Source organism: Gordonia sp. p3-SID1431, from assembly GCF_025143765.1.
GTDB lineage: Bacteria > Actinomycetota > Actinomycetes > Mycobacteriales > Mycobacteriaceae > Gordonia > Gordonia hongkongensis.
This window is the reverse complement of the sequence record NZ_JAMBDT010000013.1, coordinates 13056-37141: the sequence shown is the minus strand read 5'-3', so window position 1 is coordinate 37141 and position 24086 is coordinate 13056. Positions and strand designations below refer to the sequence as shown.

The 24086-nt window shown below is 66.7% G+C and carries 15 protein-coding genes and 1 pseudogene; 12 read left to right on the top strand and 4 right to left on the bottom strand.

What is annotated here, in order from left to right; all coding sequences use genetic code 11:
* The first annotated feature begins 19 nt into the window (after window positions 1–19).
* On the top strand, window positions 20–814 hold the full coding sequence (locus tag M4D77_RS05555; RefSeq protein WP_065629464.1) for a trans-aconitate 2-methyltransferase: 795 nt from the start codon (window positions 20–22) through the stop codon (window positions 812–814).
* A 410-nt stretch (window positions 815–1224) separates the two neighbouring features.
* Here the strand turns inward: M4D77_RS05555 and M4D77_RS05550 are convergent, their stop codons facing one another.
* Together M4D77_RS05550 and M4D77_RS05545 are read right to left on the bottom strand one after the other, a co-directional pair.
* Window positions 1225–2058: an aldo/keto reductase gene (locus tag M4D77_RS05550; protein WP_068972157.1), complete on the bottom strand. Its 834-nt coding sequence runs from the start codon at window positions 2056–2058 to the stop codon at window positions 1225–1227.
* Between the two features lie 115 nt (window positions 2059–2173).
* Entirely contained in the window at window positions 2174–5605 is a 3432-nt protein-coding gene (locus M4D77_RS05545; RefSeq protein WP_259935710.1) for a serine/threonine-protein kinase, read from the bottom strand.
* Window positions 5606–5822: 217 nt separating this feature from the next.
* Here M4D77_RS05545 and M4D77_RS05540 point away from each other — a divergent pair, with 217 nt between their 5' ends.
* The 10 genes and pseudogenes from M4D77_RS05540 (at window position 5823) to M4D77_RS05495 (ending at window position 18732) form a co-directional block, all read left to right on the top strand.
* Window positions 5823–6026: a cold-shock protein gene (locus tag M4D77_RS05540; RefSeq protein WP_058252822.1), complete on the top strand. Its 204-nt coding sequence runs from the start codon at window positions 5823–5825 to the stop codon at window positions 6024–6026.
* Between the two features lie 136 nt (window positions 6027–6162).
* The gene (locus M4D77_RS05535; RefSeq protein ID WP_137810259.1) at window positions 6163–8508 is read left to right on the top strand and encodes a glycerol-3-phosphate 1-O-acyltransferase; all 2346 of its coding nucleotides are present in this window, start codon (window positions 6163–6165) and stop codon (window positions 8506–8508) included.
* Window positions 8505–9998, top strand: coding sequence for an HAD-IB family hydrolase (locus M4D77_RS05530; protein ID WP_058252824.1), 1494 nt, complete (start codon window positions 8505–8507; stop codon window positions 9996–9998). The genes M4D77_RS05535 and M4D77_RS05530 overlap by 4 nt, the downstream gene beginning before the upstream one ends.
* On the top strand, window positions 9995–11449 hold the full coding sequence (locus M4D77_RS05525) for a wax ester/triacylglycerol synthase domain-containing protein (protein WP_065629467.1): 1455 nt from the start codon (window positions 9995–9997) through the stop codon (window positions 11447–11449). Before M4D77_RS05530 ends, M4D77_RS05525 begins: the two co-directional genes overlap by 4 nt.
* Before the next feature lie 69 nt (window positions 11450–11518).
* Window positions 11519–11752, top strand: coding sequence for a type II toxin-antitoxin system Phd/YefM family antitoxin (locus M4D77_RS05520; protein WP_065629468.1), 234 nt, complete (start codon window positions 11519–11521; stop codon window positions 11750–11752).
* The gene (locus M4D77_RS05515; protein ID WP_065629469.1) at window positions 11749–12147 is read left to right on the top strand and encodes a type II toxin-antitoxin system VapC family toxin; all 399 of its coding nucleotides are present in this window, start codon (window positions 11749–11751) and stop codon (window positions 12145–12147) included. Before M4D77_RS05520 ends, M4D77_RS05515 begins: the two co-directional genes overlap by 4 nt.
* A gap of 37 nt (window positions 12148–12184) precedes the next feature.
* On the top strand, window positions 12185–13627 hold the full coding sequence (locus tag M4D77_RS05510; protein ID WP_247452162.1) for a DUF3375 domain-containing protein: 1443 nt from the start codon (window positions 12185–12187) through the stop codon (window positions 13625–13627).
* The gene (locus M4D77_RS05505) at window positions 13624–14202 is read left to right on the top strand and encodes a DUF4194 domain-containing protein (protein ID WP_065629471.1); all 579 of its coding nucleotides are present in this window, start codon (window positions 13624–13626) and stop codon (window positions 14200–14202) included. The genes M4D77_RS05510 and M4D77_RS05505 overlap by 4 nt, the downstream gene beginning before the upstream one ends.
* Window positions 14195–17590 (top strand): annotated as a pseudogene (locus tag M4D77_RS05500) (ATP-binding protein). Before M4D77_RS05505 ends, M4D77_RS05500 begins: the two are co-directional and overlap by 8 nt.
* Window positions 17587–18732 (top strand): Wadjet anti-phage system protein JetD domain-containing protein, encoded by a 1146-nt coding sequence (locus tag M4D77_RS05495; RefSeq protein ID WP_065629472.1) that lies wholly within the window; start codon window positions 17587–17589, stop codon window positions 18730–18732. The pseudogene M4D77_RS05500 and the gene M4D77_RS05495 overlap by 4 nt, the downstream one beginning before the upstream one ends.
* A gap of 14 nt (window positions 18733–18746) precedes the next feature.
* Here M4D77_RS05495 and M4D77_RS05490 read toward each other — a convergent pair whose 3' ends face one another.
* A complete protein-coding gene (locus tag M4D77_RS05490; RefSeq protein WP_065629473.1) occupies window positions 18747–19496 on the bottom strand; it encodes a FadR/GntR family transcriptional regulator in 750 nt (249 codons plus the stop codon).
* Between the two features lie 235 nt (window positions 19497–19731).
* On the opposite strand from M4D77_RS05490, the gene M4D77_RS05485 reads away from it, so the two are divergent.
* Window positions 19732–20505 carry an enoyl-CoA hydratase-related protein gene (locus M4D77_RS05485; RefSeq protein WP_058252827.1) on the top strand — a complete coding sequence of 258 codons (774 nt, stop codon included), beginning with the start codon at window positions 19732–19734 and terminating at the stop codon, window positions 20503–20505.
* A gap of 45 nt (window positions 20506–20550) precedes the next feature.
* On the opposite strand, the gene M4D77_RS05480 is transcribed toward M4D77_RS05485, so the two are convergent.
* Window positions 20551–23940, bottom strand: a complete 3390-nt coding sequence (locus M4D77_RS05480; protein ID WP_259935708.1) for a pyruvate carboxylase — start codon at window positions 23938–23940, stop codon at window positions 20551–20553.
* Window positions 23941–24086: the final 146 nt, after the last annotated feature.

Here is a 24086-nt window from a genome sequence, read left to right as displayed (position 1 = left end):
CACAACCGAGGAGTGAGCGATGGTCGATTGGGACGGTGACCGGTACGCGGACGTGAGCGCCTTGCAGCGCATGGTCGCCGAGGAGTCGATCTGCGACCTCGAACTCACCGGGACCGAACGCCTGCTGGACATCGGGTGCGGCGACGGCTTCATCACGATGCTGCTCGCCGACCGGCTGCCGTCGGGCTCGGTCGTCGGCGTCGACGCCTCGCGTCGGATGATCGAACGCGCGCTGCTCCGGGTCCCGGCGGACCTGCTGCGCATCCAGTTCCACGTCGACGACGTGCTTGCCCTGCCCTTCGACGACGACTTCGACATCGTGGTGTCGTTCAACGCGCTGCACTGGGTGCACGACCAGGGGGCGGCGCTGCAAGGAATCGCTCGCAGTCTCGTCGACGGCGGTCGGGCGGTGCTGCAGATGGTGTGCGCCACCGAAAGACCGAGTATCGAAGACGTGGCGATGGAGGTCGCGGCGCAACCGGAGCGGAAGCGCTACTTCGACGGCTTCGACGCGCCCTACGTCCACGTGGAACCGTCGCGGTTCGGGGAACTCGCCACCGACGCCGGGTTCATCGTGGACGACCTGACGGTGAAGGATCTGAACTGGCAGTTCGATTCGGTCGACGACTTCCGAGCCTGGTTCGCCGTCGGGGCGTCGGATTGGACGAGCCGCCTACCGGACAGTGCAGTCGACGACTTCGTCGACACGGTCATCGACCGCTACACCGACGTGGTCGGCGAACCCGCACTGTTCCGGTTCAGTCAGTTGCGCGCCTCGTTGTCGAAACCTGCTCGCCCCGAGAACCTCTCCTGACCTCCGGTCACCCCCGTCCCATAACTCGAGAGAACGACATAACCATTGCTCCCTGAGGTGCGAGGAGCGATAGCGCCGCCACCCCCTGCTCCCTGAGGTGCGAGGAGCGATAGCGCCGCCACCCCCTGCTCCCTGAGGTGCGAGGAGCGATAGCGCCGCCACCCCCTGCTCCCTGAGGTGCGAGGAGCGATAGCGACGAGCCACGAAGGGCCTGGTGAGGCACCTTGTGAGGCCCTTCGAGGCTCGCTTCGCTCGCACCTCAGGGAACAGAAGGGTCACCGCTCGCACCTCAGGGAACAGAAGGGTCACCGCTCGCACCTCAGGGAACAGAAGAGGTCACCGCTCGCACCTCAGGGAACAGAAGAGGTCACCGCTCGCACCTCAGGGGAGCACAGTCGAGAGGGGGTTAATCACTCCGGCACGTAGTTGAAGGTGTCCGGATCGGGACCGATGCGTTCGTCGCTGTTGAGGCGGTCGATCTGGGCGACCTCGTCGTCGGACAGTTCGAAGTCGAACAGTGCGAAGTTCTCCTCGACGCGCGAGCGGGTCACCGATTTCGGGAAGACGATGTCGCCGCGCTGGATGTGCCACCGCAGGGTGACCTGGGCGGGCGAGCGGTCTTTGGACTTGGCGATCTCGGTGATCACCGGGTCGTCGGTCACCTTGCCCTGGGCGATCGGGGACCATGCCTCGGTCGCGATGCCGTGCTCGGAGTTGAACGCGCGCAACGGGTTCTGCGACAGATACGGGTGCACCTCGATTTGGTTCACCGCGGGTACGACGTCGGTCTCGTCGAAGAGACGCTGTAGATGCGCCTGCTGGAAGTTCGACACGCCGATCGCTCGCGCCTTGCCGTCGGCGTAGGCCTTCTCGAGCGCCTTCCAGGTCTGGACGTAGTCGCCCACCTCCGGCAGTGGCCAGTGGATCAGGAAGAGGTCGATCTGCTCGACGCCGAGGTCGGCGAGGGTTCCGTCGAGCGCCTTCAGGGCGTCGTCGTAGTCGTGGAAGCCGTTGTTCAGCTTGCTGGTGATGAAGATGTCGTCGCGCGGAATGCCCGAATCGCGGACCGCTTCGCCGACGCCCTTCTCGTTGCCGTACATCTCCGCGGTGTCGATGTGGCGGTATCCGACCTCGAATGCGGTCAGAGTTGCTTCACGCGTGTCCTCCGGCGGAACCTGGAAGACTCCGAAACCCAACTGCGGGATGGTGATTCCGTTGTTCAGTGTGATGTTCGGGACTGCCATGAGCACTTGTCCTCTCTCTAGGGGTCGTCTACACCTGCCCCGCACCCGCGCGGCGGGCGGTGTGGGGCCACGTTGTGGTTCAAGGCCGCCGGCCCGCCCTGGTATTCCCGGCCGGTCACGAACGGGTGCCACCGTCGCCGAGCAACCGGTCGAGGAAATCCGGCGACAACGCGGCCGGAGCGGGACGGTCACCGGCACGAACACCGCGGGCGACGTCGTCGACGAGCCGGGTGAACTCGTCGCCGCCATCCAGCGGGAACCGAACCAAGCCTGACGCTGCGCACTGCGCCAGGACAGCGAGGGTGTGCGCGCGCGCCTCCTGCGTCCGACCGGCCGCAGCGAGACACACCGCCAGTAGTCGTCGCGCCCGCAGAAACGCCCGGTGGCGGCCACTGCCGGCCAACCGGTCCACCCACTCCTGCGCCCACCGACAGGCGACGTCAGGGGCTTCGGCGGACTCGCCGGCGTCAAGCATCAACCGGATCGCGGTCTCGGCATGGAGCTGCGCGACGATCGCCGCGATGCCGCGTGTCGGCACCTCGGCGCCGGCATCGACGCGCGCAGACACCCTACGACGAGCCGGCAGGTGCCTCATCACCTGCTCGTTCTCGGCCACGGCACGCAGCCGTGGGGTGTCGAGCCGCTCGGCGATGTCCACGGCTTCGTCCAGGTAGGACGCCGCGACGGCCCGGTCACCGTGGCACAACGCCACGCGCGCCCCGACGAGGTGGCGAGCCTCGATCATGTCGACGACGCCTTCGGCGGCCCCGATGAAGAAGCTCTCGTCGAGCAGTCGTTCGGCCTCGGACAGATCACCTCGCTCGTACCGGACCGCCGCGAGAAGAGCGCTGGCGAGCTGCGCGCCCTGCGACTGGGTCGACGAACCCTGTTCGCGCGACAACCGCAGTCCCGTACGGAAACATGCTTCGGCACGGTCGAGGTCGAGCTGCTCGACGTAGGCGAGCCCGTCGAGGCCGTAACCGTACATGACCGCGTACGGACCGGTGTTGCGTCGGTGTGCCGGGATCGCGCGTTGTTGCCAGCGGTGAGCCTCGTCGAAGTCGAATCGCAAGGTGGCGCTGAGGGTCCCGACATTGTGGATGGCCGACACGAGGAACGGCGACAACCCGTCGAGGTCGTCGGCCAGGCGCGCCACCAGTTCGTCGAGCCCGTCGAGCCGGTCGAAGATGGCGCGCACGCACGCCTCGGCGATGTCGGCCTCACGCCGAATCCCCAGGGCAGCATCGGACCTCGCCACTCGCTCCAGTGCGACCCGCGCCCGTTCGAGGGAGGCTTCGGCGAGCGCGGCGCGGTGCAGGAGAAGGTTCGCCCACGCGAGCTGCATCTGCAGGATCGGGTTGGCCGCCACCGTCACGGGCGGCAACTTCTCCATCAACGTGATCAGGGTGGTCATTCGCGAGTGTTCGATGAGTGACCGGCCGTCGGTCTCGACGAGTTCGATGGCGCGGTCCGCGTCACCGGCGGCGAGCGCATGGTCGACCGCCTCGGTCAGCATTGCGTGCCCCGCGAACCACTCCGACGCTCTGCGGTGCAGTTGCGGAATGAGTTGCGGCTCATCGCGTTCCAGCCTGCGCCGGAGGAACTCGGCGAACAGGGAGTGGAACCGGAACCACTCCCCGGCCTGATCGACCCGGGTGAGGAACAGGTCACGGAGCTCGACCTCCTCGAGCATGGCCTGTCCGCGCGCCTCGCCGCTCAGCGTGGTCGCGAGATCGGCGCAGATCCGTTCCGGCAGCGAGACGGTGAGCAGGAAATGCAGGACCTCCGGTTCCAGCACGCCCAGGACGTTCTCGGCGAGGAAGTCACCGATGGCATGGTGGCGACCGGAGATGTCGCCGATCAGCTCGCCGGGATGCCCGGATCGGCGCAGCGACACACATGCCAGTTGCAGCGCCGCGACCCAACCGTCGGTCGATGACCACAGTTCGGCGACCTCGTCGCCCCGCAGGTCCAGACCGGCGACATCAAGGAGGAACCGCCCGGCTTCCGCCTCGTCGAAACACAGTGCTCCCATGTCGATCTCGATGATCTCGTCGTGGACGTGCAGGCGACTGACCGGGAGGCCTCGCCGGGTTCGGCTGGTCACGATCACCTGCAGGTGACGGCAACCGTGTTCGAGCAGATAGTCCATCACCCCGATGACCGTCGGGTCCGTCACCCGGTGCCAGTCGTCGACGATGAGCGCGATGCGCCGGCCGTGCGCGTGGACCTCGTTGATCAACGATGTCAACACGTACTCCTCGGCGCGATCGCCGTGCTCCTCGACCGCCGCGGCGAGGTCGCCGACGGCGTCCGGGGCCGCCCGGCGCAGTGCCTCGACGAGGTCGGCGAGAAACCGTGCGACGTCGTTGTCGGTGTCGTCGACCGTCAGCCACGCCACCGGTACGCCGTCGACGGCGAGCTCCTCGGCCCACTGGGCCGCGACCGTGGTCTTCCCGTAGCCGGTGGGTGCGTGGATGAGCGTGAGACGGCGCAGCTTCCCGTCGCGCAGTGTCTTCAGGAGTCGGGTCCTGGTGACCTGCGCTCGAGGCCGGACGGGTGGGCGGAACTTCGTCGACGGCATGGGCAGCGTCATCGTCGTCCGCCGCCGCGGCGGCGTCGTCGAGGTGGCAGGCTCCGAGGACCCGTCCGGCAGCGCCATCCCGTCGAGTGGCACCCCGAGCCGCCGCTGCGCGTTCCGCAGTTCCTCGCCCAGCTCTGCCGCCGACCCGGGGCGGTCCGCGGGTTCGCGCGCCATCGCATGTTCGATGCAGCCGGACACCTCCGCGGGGAATCCGGCCGACGTGAGATCGGGGACTCCTTCGCTCGCGACGCGGAGGAAGTGCGCGACCACTTGCTCCCCGCTGCGCCTCTCGAACGCCGCGTGGCCGGTCAGCGCACAGAACAGGGTCGCGCCCAGCCCATAGACGTCGGAGGTCACCGATGGCGTCGCACCGGCGAGGAGCTCGGGCGCGGTGAAGGCGGGAGAACCGGTGACCAGATCGGCGTCGGTCTCGAAGCCGCCGGAGATCCGGGCGATGCCGAAGTCGGTCAACTGAGGTTCGCCGTATTCGGTGAGCAGGATGTTCCCCGGCTTGATGTCGCGGTGCAGGGTGCCTGCCCGGTGGGCCGTCTCGAGCGCGCCGGCCACCTTGATGCCGAGCCGGAGCACGTCGCGCCAGTCGAGCGGACCGTCCCTGCGGATGCGCAGGTCCAACGACGCGTGGGGGTGGTATTGCATCACGATGAACGGAAACCCCTCGGGCGTGGACCCGACCTCGAGGATGTTGACGATGTTCGGGTGCCCGGAGAGTCGTCCCATCGCACGCTGCTCACGCACGAACCGCTCGAGGTTCTGCGCGTCGAGGTGGTCGGTCAGCACCTTGACCGCGACATCGCGGTCCAATGCGGGCTGGCGGCAGCGATATACGGCACCGTAGCCACCACGACCGATCTCGACCGGATCGGCGAAACCTGCTTCCACCAGTTCACCGGCGACGTCGCGGACGGCACCGCGTTGTGTGGTCAGCGGATCGTTCTCGGCCATGACGTGCCTCGATCGCAGGTCGATCGCGTGGTGCCCTGTCCAGCCTACTCACGCAGACCCCGAACACCCGGGTTTCGTTCTCGAACGGGGTACCCGCGCAGCGGACCGCCCACACCGATTGCGCCCTGCGTTTCCCAACGGTCCTCATCTGTGACAGAGTTGACGGGCGGCCATCGGTCTTGGTGGTTGCGCACACTGAAGAAAGAAGTACAGCAGTATGGCACAGGGAACCGTCAAGTGGTTCAACGGCGAAAAGGGCTTCGGCTTCATCGCTCCCGACGACCAGGGCGCAGATGTCTTCGTCCACTACTCCTCGATCCAAGGTAGCGGCTTCCGCAACCTCGAAGAGAACCAGCGCGTCGAATTCGACGTCGAGCAGGGTGCCAAGGGCCCCCAGGCTACCAACGTCAGCGCGCTCTGAGCTCCTGACTTTCGCGAAACGCCCCGGACGGCCACACGGTCGGATGGGGCGTTTCGTCATCCTGACGAAAACCACCCCCCTCGGCGTAGTCCACGTCACAATTAGGCGGGGCCGGACCCCAGGAGACGTGAGGGTGATGCAGGTGACCGATCCGGTGGTGGTGCTGACCAAAGCCCGTACGTCGTGCGAGATGCGGGCGGTACGCGAGTGGACGGCGGCGAACTATCCGGACGCGACGATCTCCCGATCGGCGGAGATCGACTTCGACGGCATGGCGCCGGAGACGTTGCTCGTGCCTGTCCGGGCGGTCTGGCTCCCGGCGGTCCGGCAGGGTGAGCGGCGGGTCACGCTGGGCGACGTCCTGGTGCTGTCCAATCCCCGGCGGCCGCTCGGAGCGGTCCAGCCGCTGATCCGGAAGAGACGTCCGGACAGTCTCCGCGTCGTTGCCGGTGCACCCGCCACGATCGAGGAACTACGCACCCGGTATGCCCATCACCAGGCGCAGGGTGAGCCGTTCGCCCAGTTCGTCCTGTTCCAGGCGTCGGTGTCGGCCGAGCGAGCCGAACGCCAGATCGTCGGTGATCGCTACAAGGTCCCCCGGCTGGTCGCCGAGCAGATCAGCAGTTCGTCGCGATTCCAGACGTCCGCGGCCAAACTCGCAGCCGAGCTGGGTCGGCCCACCGATGCGGTGGTCGCCGAGGCCACCGACAAACTCTCGACCTTCGTCGCCACCCAGAGCCGGCTCATGGACGACGTGTTCTCGGCGACCTTCAACCGACTGCACGAGCGGGCCTGGAACGTCACCGTCGACGTCGAGAACCTCAACACCCTGCGCACCCTCAACAAGTCCACCGGCCTGATCTTCCTGCCCTCCCACCGGTCCTATGTCGATCCGCTGGTCCTGGCGAAAGTGCTGCGCAACAACGACTTCCCACCCAACCTCGTGCTCGGCGGGAACAATCTCTCGTTCTGGCCGGTGGGCCCGGTGGCCCGCCGCGCCGGCATGATCTTCATCCGGCGCAAGTTCGGCGCGGACCCGGTCTACAAGTTCGCGATGCGCTCCTACCTCGCCTACATCGTCGAGAAGCGCTTCAACCTGGAGTGGTACATCGAGGGCGGTCGCAGCCGGACCGGCAAGCTCCGGAAGCCCAAACTGGGACTGCTCACCTACGTCGTCGACGCGGTGGGGCAGCTCGACGAGGCCGACGTGACGATCGTGCCGACCTCGATCGTGTACGACCAGCTCCAGGAGATCGGCGCGATGGCGGCCGAGGACGCCGGTGGCACGAAGAAGCCCGAGGGCGTCGGGTGGTTGTTGCGCTATGCGAAGGCGCAGCGCGCGTACCTGGGCGAGGCCCGGGTGCGATTCGGGACCCCCATCTCGCTGCGGACCGCTCTCGCCGACGCCGGCGAGGGCCGCGCGCGACTGGAGAAGGTCGCGTTCCGGGTGATGGACGAGATCAATTCCGCCACCCCGATCTCGGCGACCTCGCTGGCCGGTTTCGCCCTCCTCGGCGCGCACGACAGGGCGTACACGCTCGCGGAGATCGAGGCCATCCTGGCTCCCCTGCTCGACTACATCCGCCGGCGCGAGCTACCCGGCCCGGACCCGGCCCTGTGCCGCGGGGTCGGGCTGACCCAGACCCTCCGGGTCCTCGCCGGCAACGGCGTGGTGAGCTGCTTCGACGGCGGTTCCGAACCGGTGTGGTCCATCGTGCCGGACAATCACGCGGTCGCGGCCTACTACCGCAACGGGGCGCTCCATCACTTCGTCGACCGCGCGATCGTCGAGGTCGCCATGATCGCCGTGGCCGACGGTGACGTCCGGGCCGACGACATCCCGCCGGACGAACACCCCGTCGGATACGACGAGACGGCCGACGGTCCGCTCGCCGACGAGGGGCTGCTCGCGGCGTCGCAACGGGAGGCCCTGCGAATCCGCGATCTGCTCAAGTTCGAGTTCTTCTTCCCGGCCAAGACCGAGTTCCTGCACCGACTCGGTCTCGAACTCGATCTGCTGGCCCCGGGCTGGCGTGCCGTGACGCCGACGCAGGAGTGGACCTACGAGGTACTGCACGGCCACACCGGCGGACTCCTCGCCCGACGCACCCTGCAGCCGTTCTTCGACGCCCAACTGGTCTTCGCGACCAAACTCGTGGAACTCGGCACCGCATCGCGCGACAAGGAGGACCTGATCGTCGAATGCCTCGGTCTGGGACGCCAGCTGTCCCTGCAAGGTGTTGTGCGCAGCAAGGATTCGGTTTCCAAGGACCTCTACGACGGCTGTTATCAGCTCGCCGACAACCGCCACCTGATCCACGGCGAGGAGGTCGCGGACCTCGCGACCGCCCGCCGGGACTGGCTCGACGAGGTCGAATCGATGCGCGAGCGGCTGGCCCGGATCGCGTCGATCGAGGATCTCCAGCGTGCCGTGGGCGGAGCCGACACCATGGACACGGTCTGGTCGGAGGGGACACCGTGAGTGCCTTCACCGACCGGATGCGGGCCATCCGGTCGGCACCCACCGGTAAGAAGGTCGCCGCGCTGTTCGACTACGACGGCACCCTGATCGAGGGCTTCTCCGCCGCCGCCATCATGCGAGCACGCTTGCGCAGCATGGAATTCGGTTTCGGCGAACTCGCCGACTTCCTGCTCATCGGATTGCGCGGCGTCGTGTCCGAACAGGACTACGCAGAAGTGCTCGACGCCACGCGTCCCACGTTCGCCGGCAAGACCTACGCCGAGCTGATCGAGTTCGGCGAACACCTCTTCAAATACGAGACGGCGGCCAAGCTGCGGCCGCAGATGTGGCAGATCCTGCGCGCGCATCGGGAGATGGGACACACCATCGTCATCGCGTCGTCGGCGACCCGATTCCAGATCGAACCCATCGCGCGGGAGATCGAGGCCGACTTCGCACTCGCCACCGATGTCGAGGTCGTCGACGGGGTGGTCACCGGCAACATCCGGGGACGCCCGCTCTGGGGTCCGGGAAAAGCCGCTGCGGTACGCACCCTCGCCCGTGAGCACGGCATCGACCTCGACGCCTCCTTCGCCTACAGCGACGGCAACGAGGACATCCCGTACCTGGAGTCGGTGGGCAACCCGGCGGCGGTCTCCCCGCGCCGAATACTGCGGGCGGAGGCCGAATCCCGCGGCTGGCCGATCATCGACCTGAAGAACCCCACGTACAACCGGCTCGGGATGCTGGCCCGAACCGGCGCCTTCTACGGTTCGTTTCTCGCCTCCGCCGCGGTGGGCGTCACCACCGGGCTCGTTCGACGCGATCCCGCCGCACTCGTCGAGGCCCTGCCGACCGGTACCGACGTCGGGCTGTCACTCGCCGGGATCCACGTGCAGGTCCTCGACGGAGGCGAGTACCTCACGTCGGCGCGGCCGTGCGTGTTCCTGTTCAACCACCAGTCGAAACTCGACCTGCCGGTGATGATCAACCTCGTGCGGTCCGAGGCCACGGGGGTGGCCAAGAAGGAGGTGCAACGGGTTCCGGTGGTCGGGCCGATCCTGCAGCAGGCCGGGTTGGTGTTCATCGATCGCGCCGACCCGGGCCGCGCGATCGAACAGCTGGCGCCGGCCGTCACAGCTCTGCGGGACGAGGGAATGTCGCTCGTGGTCGCGCCCGAGGGCACCCGGTCGCCCACACCACGTGTGGGCAGGTTCAAGAAGGGTCCGTTCCACATCGCGATGCAGGCGGGTGTCCCCGTCGTACCGGTGGTCCTGCGTAACACCGGCGAGTTGATGTGGCGCGGTGCGCAACTCATCCGACCGGGGACCGTCGAGGTGATGGTGCTGCCGCCGGTGGACACCAGCGACTGGTCGCCCGACGAGATCGGCGACCGCGCCGAGGAGGTCCGGCAGATGTACATCAGCGCCCTGGCCGACTGGCCGCTGGACTTCTTCGCCGACGACGACGCCCGGCCACCCGTCGAGGTACCGGAAGAGAGGCAAGTGTGAGCGAGGAACCGGACCTGACCGACGGGGTGGACCGACCGCTCGACTGGGCCAACGAGCCCCACATGAGCTCGGTGGACACCATCATGTGGCGAGGCGACACCGATCGCCGGATGCGCGGGACCATCTGCATGCTCGAGGTGTACGACTGCGCCCCGGACTGGGACCGGCTCGTGGCTGCCCACGAATGGGGAAGCCGAATGGCCCCGCGATTCCGGCAGCGCGTCGTCGACTCCCCGTTCGGCATGGGAACGCCCAGCTGGGCAGTCGACCCGGACTTCGACCTGCACTACCATCTGCGCCGAATCCGTCTGGGCGGCAACGGCAGCATGCGTGAGCTGCTCGTCACGTGCGAGCAGCTCGCGATGACCGCGCTCGATGCCGCACGGCCGCCGTGGGAGGGCACGCTGATCGAAGGGCTGCCGGACGGCAAGGCCGCATACTTCCTCAAAGCCCACCATGCGCTCACCGACGGCCTGGGCGCGATCATCGGACTCGCCCAGCTGCATTCGCCCACACGCGAACACAATCCGGGCAAACCCCAGCCGCCGAGTCCCGACCCGGTGAACATCACGCCCGTCGACCTGCTCCGCCGGCAGGTGGGCGAGGAGATCCGGCGGATCCCGCATCGTGTCGACACGACCTTCCGCGGCGTCCGCGCCCTGGCACATCCCCGCCAGGCACTGAGTTCCGTTCTCCGCTATGGTCGCTCGGTTCCACGCGTGGCGGGACTGGTCAGTCCCCCGGGTTCCCCGTTGCTCGCGCACCGGAGCCTGTCGTGGCGTTTCAGTGCGTTCGAGGTCCCGTTCACCGACCTCAAGGCGACCGCGACGGCGACTCGTGCGTCGATCAACGACGTCTACCTCGCCGGGCTCATCGGCGGCTTCCGCCTCTATCACGAGAAGATGGGCACCCCGATCGAGACGATGCCGGTCGCGATCCCGATCTCGGTGCGGCGTCCGGAGGATCCGGCGGGTGGCAACCGGATCGCGGTGGGACGGCTCGCCGGACCGGTCGGGATCGCCGACCCCTTCGAGCGGGTCCTCACCATCCGCGAACAGGTCCGCGTCGCCCGGCACGAACCGGCCGTCGACATCTTCAACACGCTGGGCTCGGTGATGGCCTGGTTGCCCGGATCGGTGCTCATGCAGTTCAGCGGCACGACCAGCCAGAACGATCTGCAGGCCAGCAACGTGCCGGGCATCCCGTGGGACACCTACGTGGCCGGCGCCAAGGTCGAGCGGATGTTCCCGTTCGGCCCGCTGCCCGGTTGCGCGATGATGGCGACGATGATCACCCACAACGGAACGGCCTGTCTCGGAATCAATTCCGACGGCGCCGCGGTCACCGACCTCGAGTTGTTCGCCGACTGCCTCGTCGCCGGTTTCGGTGAGGTGCTGGCTCTCGCCGCCGATGACGACGTCGTGCCGGGGGTTCTGCGACGGGTGGTGTGAGGGAACTCGTGGCCCACGTTCTGTGCATTCGAACCAGTCCGAATGGTCAGAACCGAGTAGAATCGGCTCATGAGAACCCTGAGCAGCACAGAAGCCAAGGCGCGCCTCAACGCCGTGCTGGCTGAGATCGAGAGAACCGGGGAAGAGATCACTATCACCACGCATGGCCGACCCGTCGCAGTACTCAGGCCCGTGGCACCACCTCCGCGTCGATTCGGGCAGTTCCCGGCCATGGTTGTTCCCGACGACTTCGACGCACCGCTGTCCGCCGACGACCTCGAGCGCTGGGAGTCGGGTTCGTGACCGATGTCCTGCTGGACACCAACGCGGTCCTGTGGCTGGTCAGCGAACCGGACCGGCTGTCACCCACCACCTTGGACATCCTCGCGAATCCCGGCAACGCTCTCTACGTGTCGGCTGCGTCGGCCTGGGAAATCGCCATCAAGACGCGGCTGGGCAGACTCGACGGAGCGCCGCTCCTCGCCGCGTGGGAAGAAACCCTCTCGTCCATGTCAGCGACCGACCTCGCCATCGATTCCAGCGACGCGGTGACAGCAGGACAGCTCGCCTGGGAACATCGCGATCCCTTCGATCGCATGATCGTCGCTCAGGCCACCCGCCGAGGTCTGACCATCGCGACGAGCGATCAGGTCATCCAGACCGGCACGCTGACACCTGTCATCGACACTCGCCGGTGAGTCCTCGGTGTCAGTCCCCTCCCCTAGAGAGGAACTCATGGACTTTGATGCGTTCACCACTCTGTGGGAACGCCATCCCGCGTGGCGGCTCCTGCGCGCCCACCACTCCCCGCTCATCCTGACGTTTCTCGGGACATTCTTCGTCGAGGGCAACCGTGGTGCGAGTTCAGCTGGAGAACTGGCCACCGCTCTGGATGATCTGCTCTACGACCTGAACACCTCGCTACCCACCAACGACGGTTCGGTTCGATTTCCCAAAGAACCCCGCGCCTACCTCGAGGATTGGGCCGGCACCGAGGCTGGGTTCCTACGACGCTTCTGCCCCTCCGGCGACGACGAGATCTATTACGAGGTGACGCCGGCTTTCGAGAAGGCGTACGCCTGGATCGTCTCTCTACAGGGCAGAGCGTTCGTCGGTACCGAGTCGCGACTGCACACCGTCGTCGAGCTTCTTCGGCAGATCGTGGACGGCACCGAGGTAGACCCCGAGGTTCGACTGGCAGAGCTGCGGCGGCGTCGCGCCGAGATCGATGCAGAAATCGCCGCGGCCGAGTGCGGCGAACTGACGTATCTGGATCAGACCGGGGTTCGAGACCGCTATCAGCAGGTGGCGTCGACCGCACGTGAACTGCTCGCCGACTTCCGAGAGGTAGAAGACAACTTCCGCCTTCTTGATCGCTCGGCCCGCGAGAAGATCGCGTCCTGGACCGGGCCCAAGGGCGAACTCCTCGCCGACCTGGTGGGCAGCCGATCCGAGATCGCCTCGTCCGATCAAGGTCGTAGCTTCGGGTCGTTCTACGAATTCTTGCTGTCCGATTCGCGCCAGACGGAACTGGCAGACTTGCTTGCGAAGGTGTCGTCGCTGGAGATGATCGACGTCGACGAGCGCATCCGCAGCATCCATCACGACTGGTCCGAGGCTGCCGACCGAACCCAGCGCATGGTCCGACAGATCTCTGAACAGCTACGCCGATTCCTCGACGATCAGGTCTGGCTGGAGAATCGCCGCGTACTCGACCTGGTCCGGTCCGTAGAGGCTAGCGCCCTCGAGATTCGTGGCAGGACACCAGATTTCGGGCTCACTGTGGATCAGACCGGTATCGAGATCGCGCTGCCGTTCGACAGGCCACTCTATCAACAACCCGCCTCTGCGACCGTCGAGAGTCGGGTCGAGGACGCGACCGAGAACCTGGACGCAGACCTGTTGTTCGCCCAGACGTTCGTCGACCAAGCCCGCCTGGCAGCCAACATCCGCAGCATCCTCCCGGAGAGATCGTCGGCACTGCTATCCGATGTGGTCACCATGTATCCGATAGAACAGGGTGCGGCCGAGATCGTCGGTTACCTCGCCCTCGACGATGACGATGTCAGCGTCGACATCGACGACACCGACGAGACCCTGCTCGAGTACGCCGACCCGAGTGACCCGAGCACGGTCAAACGTGCCCGGCTGCCGAGTGTCACTGTGAGGCGACGATGACCGACGACCACGCAATTTCGAGTGCCATAATCCGATTGATGCGGGGCGTGGTGTACCGCGAATCGGACGAGGACATCTGGGCCACACTCGAACGCTCGGGAGCCGGCGTACGCGATCACTTCACCACGATCGGCGTCGATGTCATCGTCGACGAGTCCGAGGGCTACGCCTATCTGCGCTCACACCCGGAAGAGGAAGGCGAAGAGCCACTTCCGCGGTTGGTCCGCAGGCGGGCGCTGACCTACAACGTGAGCCTGCTGCTCGTGCTGCTACGCAAACGCCTGCTGGAGTTCGAGATCACCGGCGGTGAAGGACGACTCGTCCTGTCAACGGATCAGATCGTGGAGATGCTACAACTCTTCCAAGCCGAATCGACGAATGAGGCGCGCCTGGTCGAACAGGCCGATAACACCATCAAGAAGGCCGTCGAACTGGGCTTCCTGCGCCAGTTACGTGGGCAGACCGACCAGTGGGAGGTGCGTCGCATCATCAAGGCGTACGTGGATGCGCAAACACTGTCGGATTTCGCGGGCAAACTGCGCCAATACGCAGGAACCGCGGGCCCCGATGACTGACGGTCTGTTCTCAGCGGTCGAACTCGGGGGTGCCGGAGGCGCCGGGTTCCGATTGCAGCACGTCGAGGTGTTGAACTGGGGCACCTTCGACCGACAGGTGTGGCGGCTCACCCCCGACACAGACACCGCACTACTCACCGGCGACATCGGGTCGGGCAAGTCGACGCTGGTGGATGCGGTGACCACACTGCTGATGCCCGCACACAAGATCGCTTACAACAGGGCCGCGGGAGCTGAGGCCAAGGAACGCACGCTTCGCTCCTACGTCGAAGGCCACTACAAGTCCGAACGACAGGAAGCAACCGGCCGCTCTCGCGCCAAAGGCCTTCGGCAGGAGCGCAATACATACTCGGTCATCCTGGGCGTCTTCAGCAATCGGGGATATGACGAGACGGTCACCCTGGCGCAGGTTTTCCAGCAGCGCGACACCGCCGGACAGCCCTACCGGTTCTACGTCACCGCAACCAAACAACTCGCCATCACGACGGACTTCGCCGATTTCGGTTCAGATTTGCGCGACCTTCGTAAACGCCTACGGTCCGGCGGGGCCGAGGTGGTCGACGAGTTCCCGAAGTACTCCACTTCGCTGCGCCGATTGCTAGGCATCCGATCAGAGCAGGCGTTGGAGCTACTACATCAGACCGTGTCGATGAAGTCCGTGGGCAATCTGAACGATTTCGTGCGCAACCACATGCTCGAGCCGAGCGACGCCGGCGAACGTGTCCGCGACATCATCGACCATTTCGACAATCTCACGAAGTCGTACGACGCGGTCAAACGCGCCCGCGAACTGCTCGAGGCGCTGGATCCCATCGTGGTCGCCACAGAGAAGTACGATGCCGCACTTGCCGAGCGCGAGGCTCTCGACGTACAGCGTGCGGCCATACGCCTGTTCATAGCCGAGAATCGCTCGCGCCTGCTGGCAGACGACATCGCCACCTATACGAGCCAGGGCGAGCAGCTTCTCCGCAACCAGGATGCGGCCAGAGGACGGCTACGCGAGTTGGCCCGCGAACGCGAGTCTCTGATCGAGGAGCGGGCAAGAGCCGGCGGCGATCGAGTCGGCGAACTCGAGCGACTCGCCGCCGTTGCCCGTGACGACGTGGAGAAGCGCCGTCACGGACGATCCCTCTTCGACGCCACCGTCACGGCTGCAGGCTTCGCCCCCGTCACAACGGTTGAGCAGTTCACTGATCTTCACGGCTTCATCACCCGCGAGACCACTACTCGTCGAGGCGAAGAGATCGCTCGATGCTGCAAGCGCCGACGCCATCGGCCGAGAGAAAGAAGCGGCCCGACGTCAGGAGACCATCCGGACCGAGCTCGACGATCTGCAGAAACGCACCAGCAACCTGCCACCCGACCAGGTCCAGATACGCGAACAGCTGGCCACCGACACCGGCCTGACACCTGCCGACCTGCCCTACGCGGGTGAACTGATCGACGTCGTCGAAGACACAGCGAGTGGCGTGGCGCTGCCGAACGTGTCTTGCGTGGCTTCGCACTGTCGCTACTGGTACCGCAGCAGCACTACGATGCCGTGACGAACTGGGTCAACTCCCGCCGACTCACGTTCCACAATCACGGCGGCCGGACTGTCGGTGCCCGGCTCGTGTACGAACGAGTGCCGATCCGTCGAGTTCCCCTGCAGAGAAATGGCTCTGATCTACCGATTCTCGCTGACTGCCTCGAGATCAAGAGCGGGTCGTTCGAGGGCTATCTGCGCGACGAACTCCTCCGGCGCGCCGAACATCAGCGGGCCGCCACCATCGAGGAGTTCCGCGCTGCCAAGCGCGCCGTCACCCGCGAAGGTCAGGTGCGGTCCGGTGGCCGTCACGAGAAGGACGACCGACACCGGGTCGACGACCCACGCCGATGGGTGCTCGGATGGGCCAATGAGCGCAAGATCGCGGTCCTACGAGAGGATCTCGACGAGTCCGACCGCGAGCGCGTGGCTGCTTCGGCGGAGGTGGTGGCGCTGTCGGAGGAACGCGACGCCACCCAGAATCGCAGCGAGTCCCTGGCGCGGCTGGAAGGATTCCATTCCTGGGCCGAGCTCGACATCGAGGAAGCACAACGACGCGTCGCCACCCACGAGGCCGAGCGCGCCCGGCTCGAATCGGGGTCCTCACGCCTTCGCGAGATCACCACGGCGCTGGAGCAGAACGCCGCGCTCGCGGATTCCACGGCTGCCGCGATCGACGACCTCACCGGCAAGCTCGCAACCACCGCCGCCGCGAGTCATCGGGCCGAGCAGGACAAGAAAAGCGACGACGAGTTCGTCGCGGACCACCCGGAGGCTGAACTCGACGCCGCACGAGCATGCTACGACGCTCTGGAACGTCGGCTGGACGGCGGTGTTCCGGCAAGGGCAGCAGACTGCACCACAGCTCAAACGACACTGACCGCGACGCTTCATCAACGGATCGAGCGCCTCACCCGCGAGCTCGGCGGCTTCGGACAGCGCCTAACGCAGCACATGACCGAGGTTCTCCGCCGGTGGCCGGACCTGCGATCGGACATGGATGCCGACGTCGATGCCAGGGCGGATTTCGTCGCCCTCCGCGAACGGGTCGCGACCGACGATCTGCCGCGCTTCGAGTTCGAGTTCAAAGAACAGCTGAACAAGAACGCCATTCAAGAACTCGCCGGCTTCAACAACTGGCTCAACCGGCAGGCCGCATCCATCGACGAACGCGTGCGACGGATCAACGAAGCGCTGGGCGCCGTGCCCTACAACCCCGGTCGGTATATCCGGTTGGAGCGCGAGTCAACCACGAATCAGGATGTGGCACAGTTCCGCTCCGACCTGCGGAACCTGACGAGCGACAGTCTCGCAGTAGACGGCGATCAGTATTCGGAGCAGCGTTTCCTCGACGTCAAACGCATCATCGAGCGCTTCCGCGGACGGGACAATCACGCCGACCTCGACAAGAATTGGACGCGGCGTGTCACCGATGTGCGCAACTGGTTCGTGTTCTCCGCATCCGAACGCGATGTCGAGACGGACGTGGAGTGGGAACTCTACAGCGATTCCGACGGCAAGTCAGGTGGGCAAAAAGAAAAGCTCGCCTATACGATCCTGGCCGCGTCCCTTGCCTACCAGTTCGGACTCGAGTGGGGTGTGAAGAAGTCGCGCGACTTCCGGTTCGCCGTCATCGATGAGGCATTCGGGCGCGGCTCTGACCTGTCGACCCGTTATGCGCTGGACCTGTTCGCCAAATTGGGTCTGCAGCTCCTGATCGTCACCCCTTTGCAGAAGGTGCACGTCATCGAGCCCTACGTGAAGGCGATCGGATTCGTCGACAATCCGACGGGCACTTTTTCACGCCTGCAGACGATGACGATCGAGGAATACCGGTCACGCCGTGACGGGCGTCTGCGGTGACCGATCGTTGGACCACCCCGGCCGACATCGCCATCAAAGCCAGACGCCGCTGGGACGACGGGACGCTGCTCCGGACGTTTGCGAACCGAGAACCATTCGAGCCCATCGAGATTCCGCTGCGCGGGCCCACCGCGTCGCAGATAGGAGCAGATCTCGGCGCCGCTCGCGACTGGGTCACGGCGTTGGACGGCGGACGTCGTGGCGACACCAGGTACTCCCTGGTCTGGCAAACAATCGGCGGCCGGCACGTCGGGCGTAACACGCTTCCACGACGGGCGATCATCTCCACCTATGAGCAGGCGTGGGCACTTCTGAACGTGAAGGCAGCGGTACAGCAGTTCGAGAGGTTGCTCGAGCTCGCCGCCGACGATCCCGCGGTCCACGCGTGGCTGTTCCAGAACCCGTTTCGCGCAATAGATCTGGCATCGGAGTTTCCTCGACTGATCGACGCGCACCGATGGCTTGACACGCATCGGGACTCCCGACGCTACCTGCGTGAGATCAGCGCACCTGGGGTCGACACCAAGTTCACCGAAAGGCACCGGGGAGTCTTGGCGTCGATACTCGGAGTGTCGTCGACGGCGTCCGGTTTCGTGACCGGGCTGGGTTTGCAGACGAAACCAGAGTTCGTGAGACTACGACCGTCACCGTCGCTGGGACTTCTCGAGCACGTTTCGGAGGTGAGCCTCCGAGCTGACGAGCTCACCCGGATCGACTTGCGTCCCTCGCGCGTCCTGGTCATCGAGAACGAGATCACCTATCTCAGCGTCGATGTTCCAGCCCACGGAGCCGTGTTCTGGGGCAAGGGATTCGAGGTCGACAGAATCGGGCGCCTTCCCTGGCTGACCGACGTGCCTGTTCGGTACTGGGGTGACCTCGACACACACGGCTTCGCGATTCTCGACCGGCTACGTGCCTGGCTTCCGCAGACCGAATCGATCTTGATGGATCGCGAAACATTGTTCGCGCATCGCGATCGATGGGTTACCGAGCCGAGCCCCACCACAGCCGCACTCCGCCACCTCTCACCCGCAGAACACGACCTGTACGCCGACCTCGCGGACGACTCGCTCGGTGAGCGGGTTCGGCTCGAGCAGGAACGCATCGACTGGGCGTGGGCTCTGGAGCACCTCGAAAGGTAGACGTGTGCCGACGATCAGATCTGCCACTGCACCGGCTGGGAGATGATGTCGCGGAGCCGTCGGCGGTAGTACCGGGCGGACTCCTGGTTGAAGACGTCCATCGCGGCCGCGGTGGCCTCGACATCGCGAGCGCGCATGGCGTCGAGGATGTCCTGCTGGAGTTCGAAGGCCGCGAGCCGCGTCGCGAGGGGATGCTCGACGGGTTCGGCGTCGCGAACGAGCAGCCACAGCGTCTCCATGACCACCCGCAGTGCGGGATTGCCCGCCGCCTCGTACACCCCGCGCTGGAATGCGGCGTTGTTCTCCTGGAAGTTGGCGTGGTCCTCTGGATGGTCGCGCATCCGGTCCAGTGCCCGCTGCATCGACTCGATCTGCTCGTCGGTGACGTTCTGCGCCGCGGCCCGCGCGACCATCGGTTCGAGCATCAACCGGACGTCGATGACATCACTGATGTTCGCGCCGTTGATCTGGAGGAACAGCTTCATGATGTTGCCGAGCGAATCGAGTTCGGGCCGTTTGGCTATGGGCCCACCGCCGATGCCCGCCTTGATCGTCACGAGGTCTCGGCTCTCGAGGAGCCGCAGCGCCTCACGCACCGTCGTGCGTGCCACGCCGAACTCGCTGACCATCTCCTTCTCGGTCGGCAGGCGCTGACCCTCGACGATGCCACCGCCGAGGATCTGGTCGGCCACCATGTTGGCCACCCGCGCGGACATCTTCTGTCCGCGCGGCTGCCGGGTGGCGGGCTCGTCGGCGACGGTCATGTGACTCCCGTGGTCGGCTGATCGGTCGGTGCCGACACCTTACCCGCCCGGACCTGCCCTCCAATTCGGATCGGGGTGGCAATGGTCGTCCCCGAACGATCGGCGCGGCGGCGAGACGACCCATCGTCGTAACTGTGTACATATTTTGCTCGCTCGATTACCGTGAGTCCCGTTCCGTTCGTTCGCGCCGGGGCCCCGACCGCCCGTCGGCGCAGTCCACGACAGATAGGCACCCATGCAGACCACCTCCCCGGCCTCCGGGAACCTCTCCGTCACCGTGCACCAGCCCGGTATCGCACTCGTCGAGCTCTCGCGGGGCAAGGTCAACGCCATCGACGGGCAGATGTACGAGGACATCGCGGCGACGTTCGACGCGCTGTCCGACGATCAGGACGTGCGCGTGATCGTGCTGACCGGTCAGGGCCGCATCTTCAGCGCGGGCAACGACATCAACGAGTTCCGGACGATGTCCACCGTCAGCGGCGACATCGCGATGCGGCGGGCCCGGCGGGCGCTGTTCAGCGTGCGCGAGTGTCACCTCCCCGTGGTGTCCGCGGTGAACGGCCCGGCCCTGGGAAGCGGGTTCGGACTCGTCGCGCTCTCCGACCTCGTGGTCGCGTCCGAACGCGCCACCTTCGGACTGCCCGAGATGAACGTCGGGGTCCTCGGCGGTGGTCGCTTCACCGCCCGCATGTTGCCCCAGCAGGCGATGCGCCGCATGTTCCTCACCGCCGAACCGGTCGACGCGTCGACCCTGGAGCGGTGGGGAGCACCGATCGAGGTCGTCGCCCACGACGATCTCCTGGAGATCGCGACAGCCCGCGCGCGCTCGATCGCGGAGAAGAGCAGGCACGCCATCGTGCTCGCCAAACAATCTCTGAACGGCTGCGAAGATCTCGACATCCGTCGCGGTTACGAGCTCGAGCAGTCCTTCACCGTGCGATTGTCCGAACACCCCGACTCCAAGACCGCGGTGGAGGCCCAGGTCGCCGACCTCGCACGCAAGTGACGACGTCGGGTCCGCGCCATCGGGCCGCGGACCCGACGCACCGCGTCAGTCCGTCGCGATGGTCAGCAGGAGGTCCCCGCCGTCGACCTCGGTCGATCCCGACACCGCGACACGCTGCACGATCCCGGTGACCGGCGTGGAGATCGAGGCCTCCATCTTCATCGCCTCGATCGTGCCGATCGGTTCACCCCGGCGGAGTTCGTCGCCCTCCTTCACCGACAGCGTCACCACACCGGCGAAGGGTGCGGCGAGTTGCCCCGGGAGGGCGGGGTCGGCCTTCTCCGCGGTGCGTGTCGTCGACTCGACCGAGCGGTCGCGCACCCGAACCGGCCGCAGTTGCCCGTTGAGGATGCAGAGCACGTTGCGCATCCCGGACTCGTCCGGGTCGGAGATCGCCTCGAGCCCGATGAGCAGTTCGACGCCCTTCTCCAGCTCCACGCGATGCTCTTCGTCCTGGCGCAGGCCGTAGAAGAACTGGTTGGTGGACAGCCGAGACGTGTCACCGTAGGTCTCGCGGTGCTCGCGGTACTCGCGATTCGGTCCGGGGAACAGCAACCGGTTGAGCGCATCACGACGCTCCGCCGACGTACCGGCGAGCGCCGCGAGGTCGCTCTCGGTCAGGGCGGTCACCGGGCGGGGGTCGGTGCGGCCCTCGAGGGCGCGCGTGCGCAGCGGCTCCGGCCACCCGCCCGCGGGTTCGCCCAGATCGCCCCGCAGGAAGTCCACCACCGAGTCCGGGATGTCGTAGGCGGTCGGGTCGTCCGCGAACTCGACGGCGCTCGCACCGGCGCCGACGAGTGCCAGCGCGAGATCGCCGACGACCTTCGACGACGGTGTCACCTTGATCAGTCGCCCGAGCACGGTGTCGGCGCCCGCATAGGCCGCCTCGATGTCCTCGAACCGGTCCGCCAGCCCCAATGCCAGGGCCTGCTGCCGCAGGTTGGACAGCTGGCCGCCGGGGATCTCGTGGGCATAGACCCGGCCGGTGGGTGCCGGCAAGCCCGTGTCGAACGGCGAGTACGCCGCCCGGACCGCCTCCCAATATGGCTCGAGAGCGCAGCAGGCCGCGAGGTCGATCCCGGTGTCGCGGTCGGTGTTCGCCGTCGCGGCGACGATCGCCGACAACGGTGGCTGACTCGTCGTGCCGGCCAGCGGTGCGCTCGCCCCGTCCACCGCGTCCACCCCGGCCTCCCAGGCGGCGAGGTAGGTCGCCAGCTGCCCGCCGGCGGTGTCGTGGCTGTGCAGATGGACGGGCAGGTCGAACCGCGACCGCAAGGCGCGCACCAGGGTCGACGCCGCGGCCGGGCGCAACAGGCCCGCCATGTCCTTGATCGCCAGGACGTGTGCGCCCGCGTCGACGATCCGTTCGGCCAGCTTCAGGTAGTAGTCCAGGGTGTACAGGGTCTCGCCGGGATCAGAGAGGTCGCCGGTGTAGGACATGGCCACCTCCGCCACCGCGGTCCCCGTCTCCCGCACCGCGTCGATGGCCGGCCGCATCGCGTCGATGTTGTTCAACGCGTCGAAGATCCGGAACACGTCGACGCCCGTGGCCGCCGCCTCGCGGACGAATGCGTCGTTCACCTCCACCGGGTACGGCGTGTACCCGACGGTGTTCTTGCCGCGCAACAGCATCTGCAGGCAGACGTTGGGCATCGCCGTGCGCAGGGCCGCCAGGCGTTGCCAGGGATCCTCCTTGAGGAATCGCAGCGCGACGTCGTAGGTCGCCCCACCCCACGCCTCGACCGACCACAGCTGCGGGGTCATCCGCGCGACGTGCGGTGCGACGGTCACCAGGTCCCGGCTGCGCACGCGGGTGGCGAGCAGCGACTGATGCGCGTCGCGGAAGGTGGTGTCGGTCAGCGCGAGTGCCGTCGACGCGCGGAGCTCGGCGGCGAAACCGTCCGGCCCCAGCTCCCGGAGTCGATCGCGCGACCCCGGCGGCGGTGGGGACGTGAGGTCGATCGCCGGCAGTTTGTCGACCGGGTACACCGCGGACGGTCGCTCGCCGTGCGGTCGGTTCACGGTGACGTCGGCGAGATACCGCAGGATCCGGGTACCGCGGTCGGCGGAGGCGTGCTGCTCGAGCAGGTCCGGTCGGGATTCGATGAACGAGGTGGTGACCCGCCACGCGCCGAAGTCGTCGTCGGCGAGAACCGCCTGCAGGAACGGGATGTTGGTGGCGACGCCCCGGACCCGGAACTCGGCGATCGCCCGGCGTGCGCGCGCCCGCGCGGTCTCCAGGTCCCGGCCGCGACAGGTCAGCTTCACGAGCATCGAGTCGAAGTGGGAGCCGATCTCGGACCCCAGTCCGACGCTCCCGTCCAGACGGACACCCGAGCCACCGGGCGTGCGGTAGGCGGTGATCCGCCCGGTGTCGGGCCGGAAGCCGTCGGTCACGTCCTCGGTCGTGATGCGGCATTGCACTGCCGCGCCGCGGATCTCGATCGAATCCTGGGTCAGTCCCAGCTCCCGCAGCGTCGCACCGGATGCGATCTGCATCTGGGTGGCGACGAGATCGACGTCGGTGATCTCCTCGGTGATCGTGTGTTCCACCTGGATGCGCGGGTTCATCTCGATGAACACGTGCCGACCGTCGGAACCGAGCAGGAACTCCACCGTCCCGGCGCAGGTGTACCCGATGTGCCTGGCGAAAGCCACTGCATCCGAACAGATCCGATCACGGACAGCCGGGTCGAGCGCGGGTGCGGGGGCCACCTCGACGACCTTCTGGTGGCGACGCTGGAGCGAACAGTCGCGTTCGTAGAGATGGATGACCTCGCCGGTGGCGTCCCCGAGGACCTGCACCTCGATGTGCCGGGCGTCGACCACCGCCCGCTCCAGGAAGACCGTGCCGTCGCCGAAGGCCGTCATGGCCTCGCGCGAGGCCGCCTCGATCGCCCCGCGCAGCCGCGACGGCTCATCGACGCGACGCATGCCGCGCCCGCCACCACCGGCGACCGCCTTGACGAACAAGGGGAAACCGACGGTATCCGCCGCGGCCACGAGCTCGTCCACATCACTCGACGGGGTCGACGAGGTCAGCACCGGGAGACCGGCCTCGGCGGCGGCCGCCACGGCCCGGGACTTGTCGCCGGCGAGTTCGAGCACCTCGGCGGACGGGCCGATGAAGGTGATCTGCCGGGTCGCACACGCACGGGCCAACTCGGCGTTCTCGGAGAGGAAGCCGTACCCGGGGTACACCGCATCGGCTCCGGACGTCGCCGCGACGCGGACCATCTCGTCGACCGAGAGGTACGCGCGGACCGGATGCCCGCGTTCGCCGATCTCGTAGGCTTCGAACGCCTTGGCCCGATGAACGGAGTTGCGGTCCTCGTGGGGGTAGACGGCCACCGTGCTCGCGCCGAGCTCGACCGCGGCACGAAAAGCCCGTACCGCGATCTCGCCTCTGTTCGCGACCAGCACCTTCTCGAACATGGGTTTCCTTTCGTCACCGGATGCGCCGGAAGTAGCCACGCGAGAAGCGGGCGGCGCGGGAAGGATGTGACCCACATCTCTGGGTCTGGCGTCAGGTTACTCTATTCCAAGTAAAGTTACTTAGCGCCGCAACCGGCAAAGGCTTT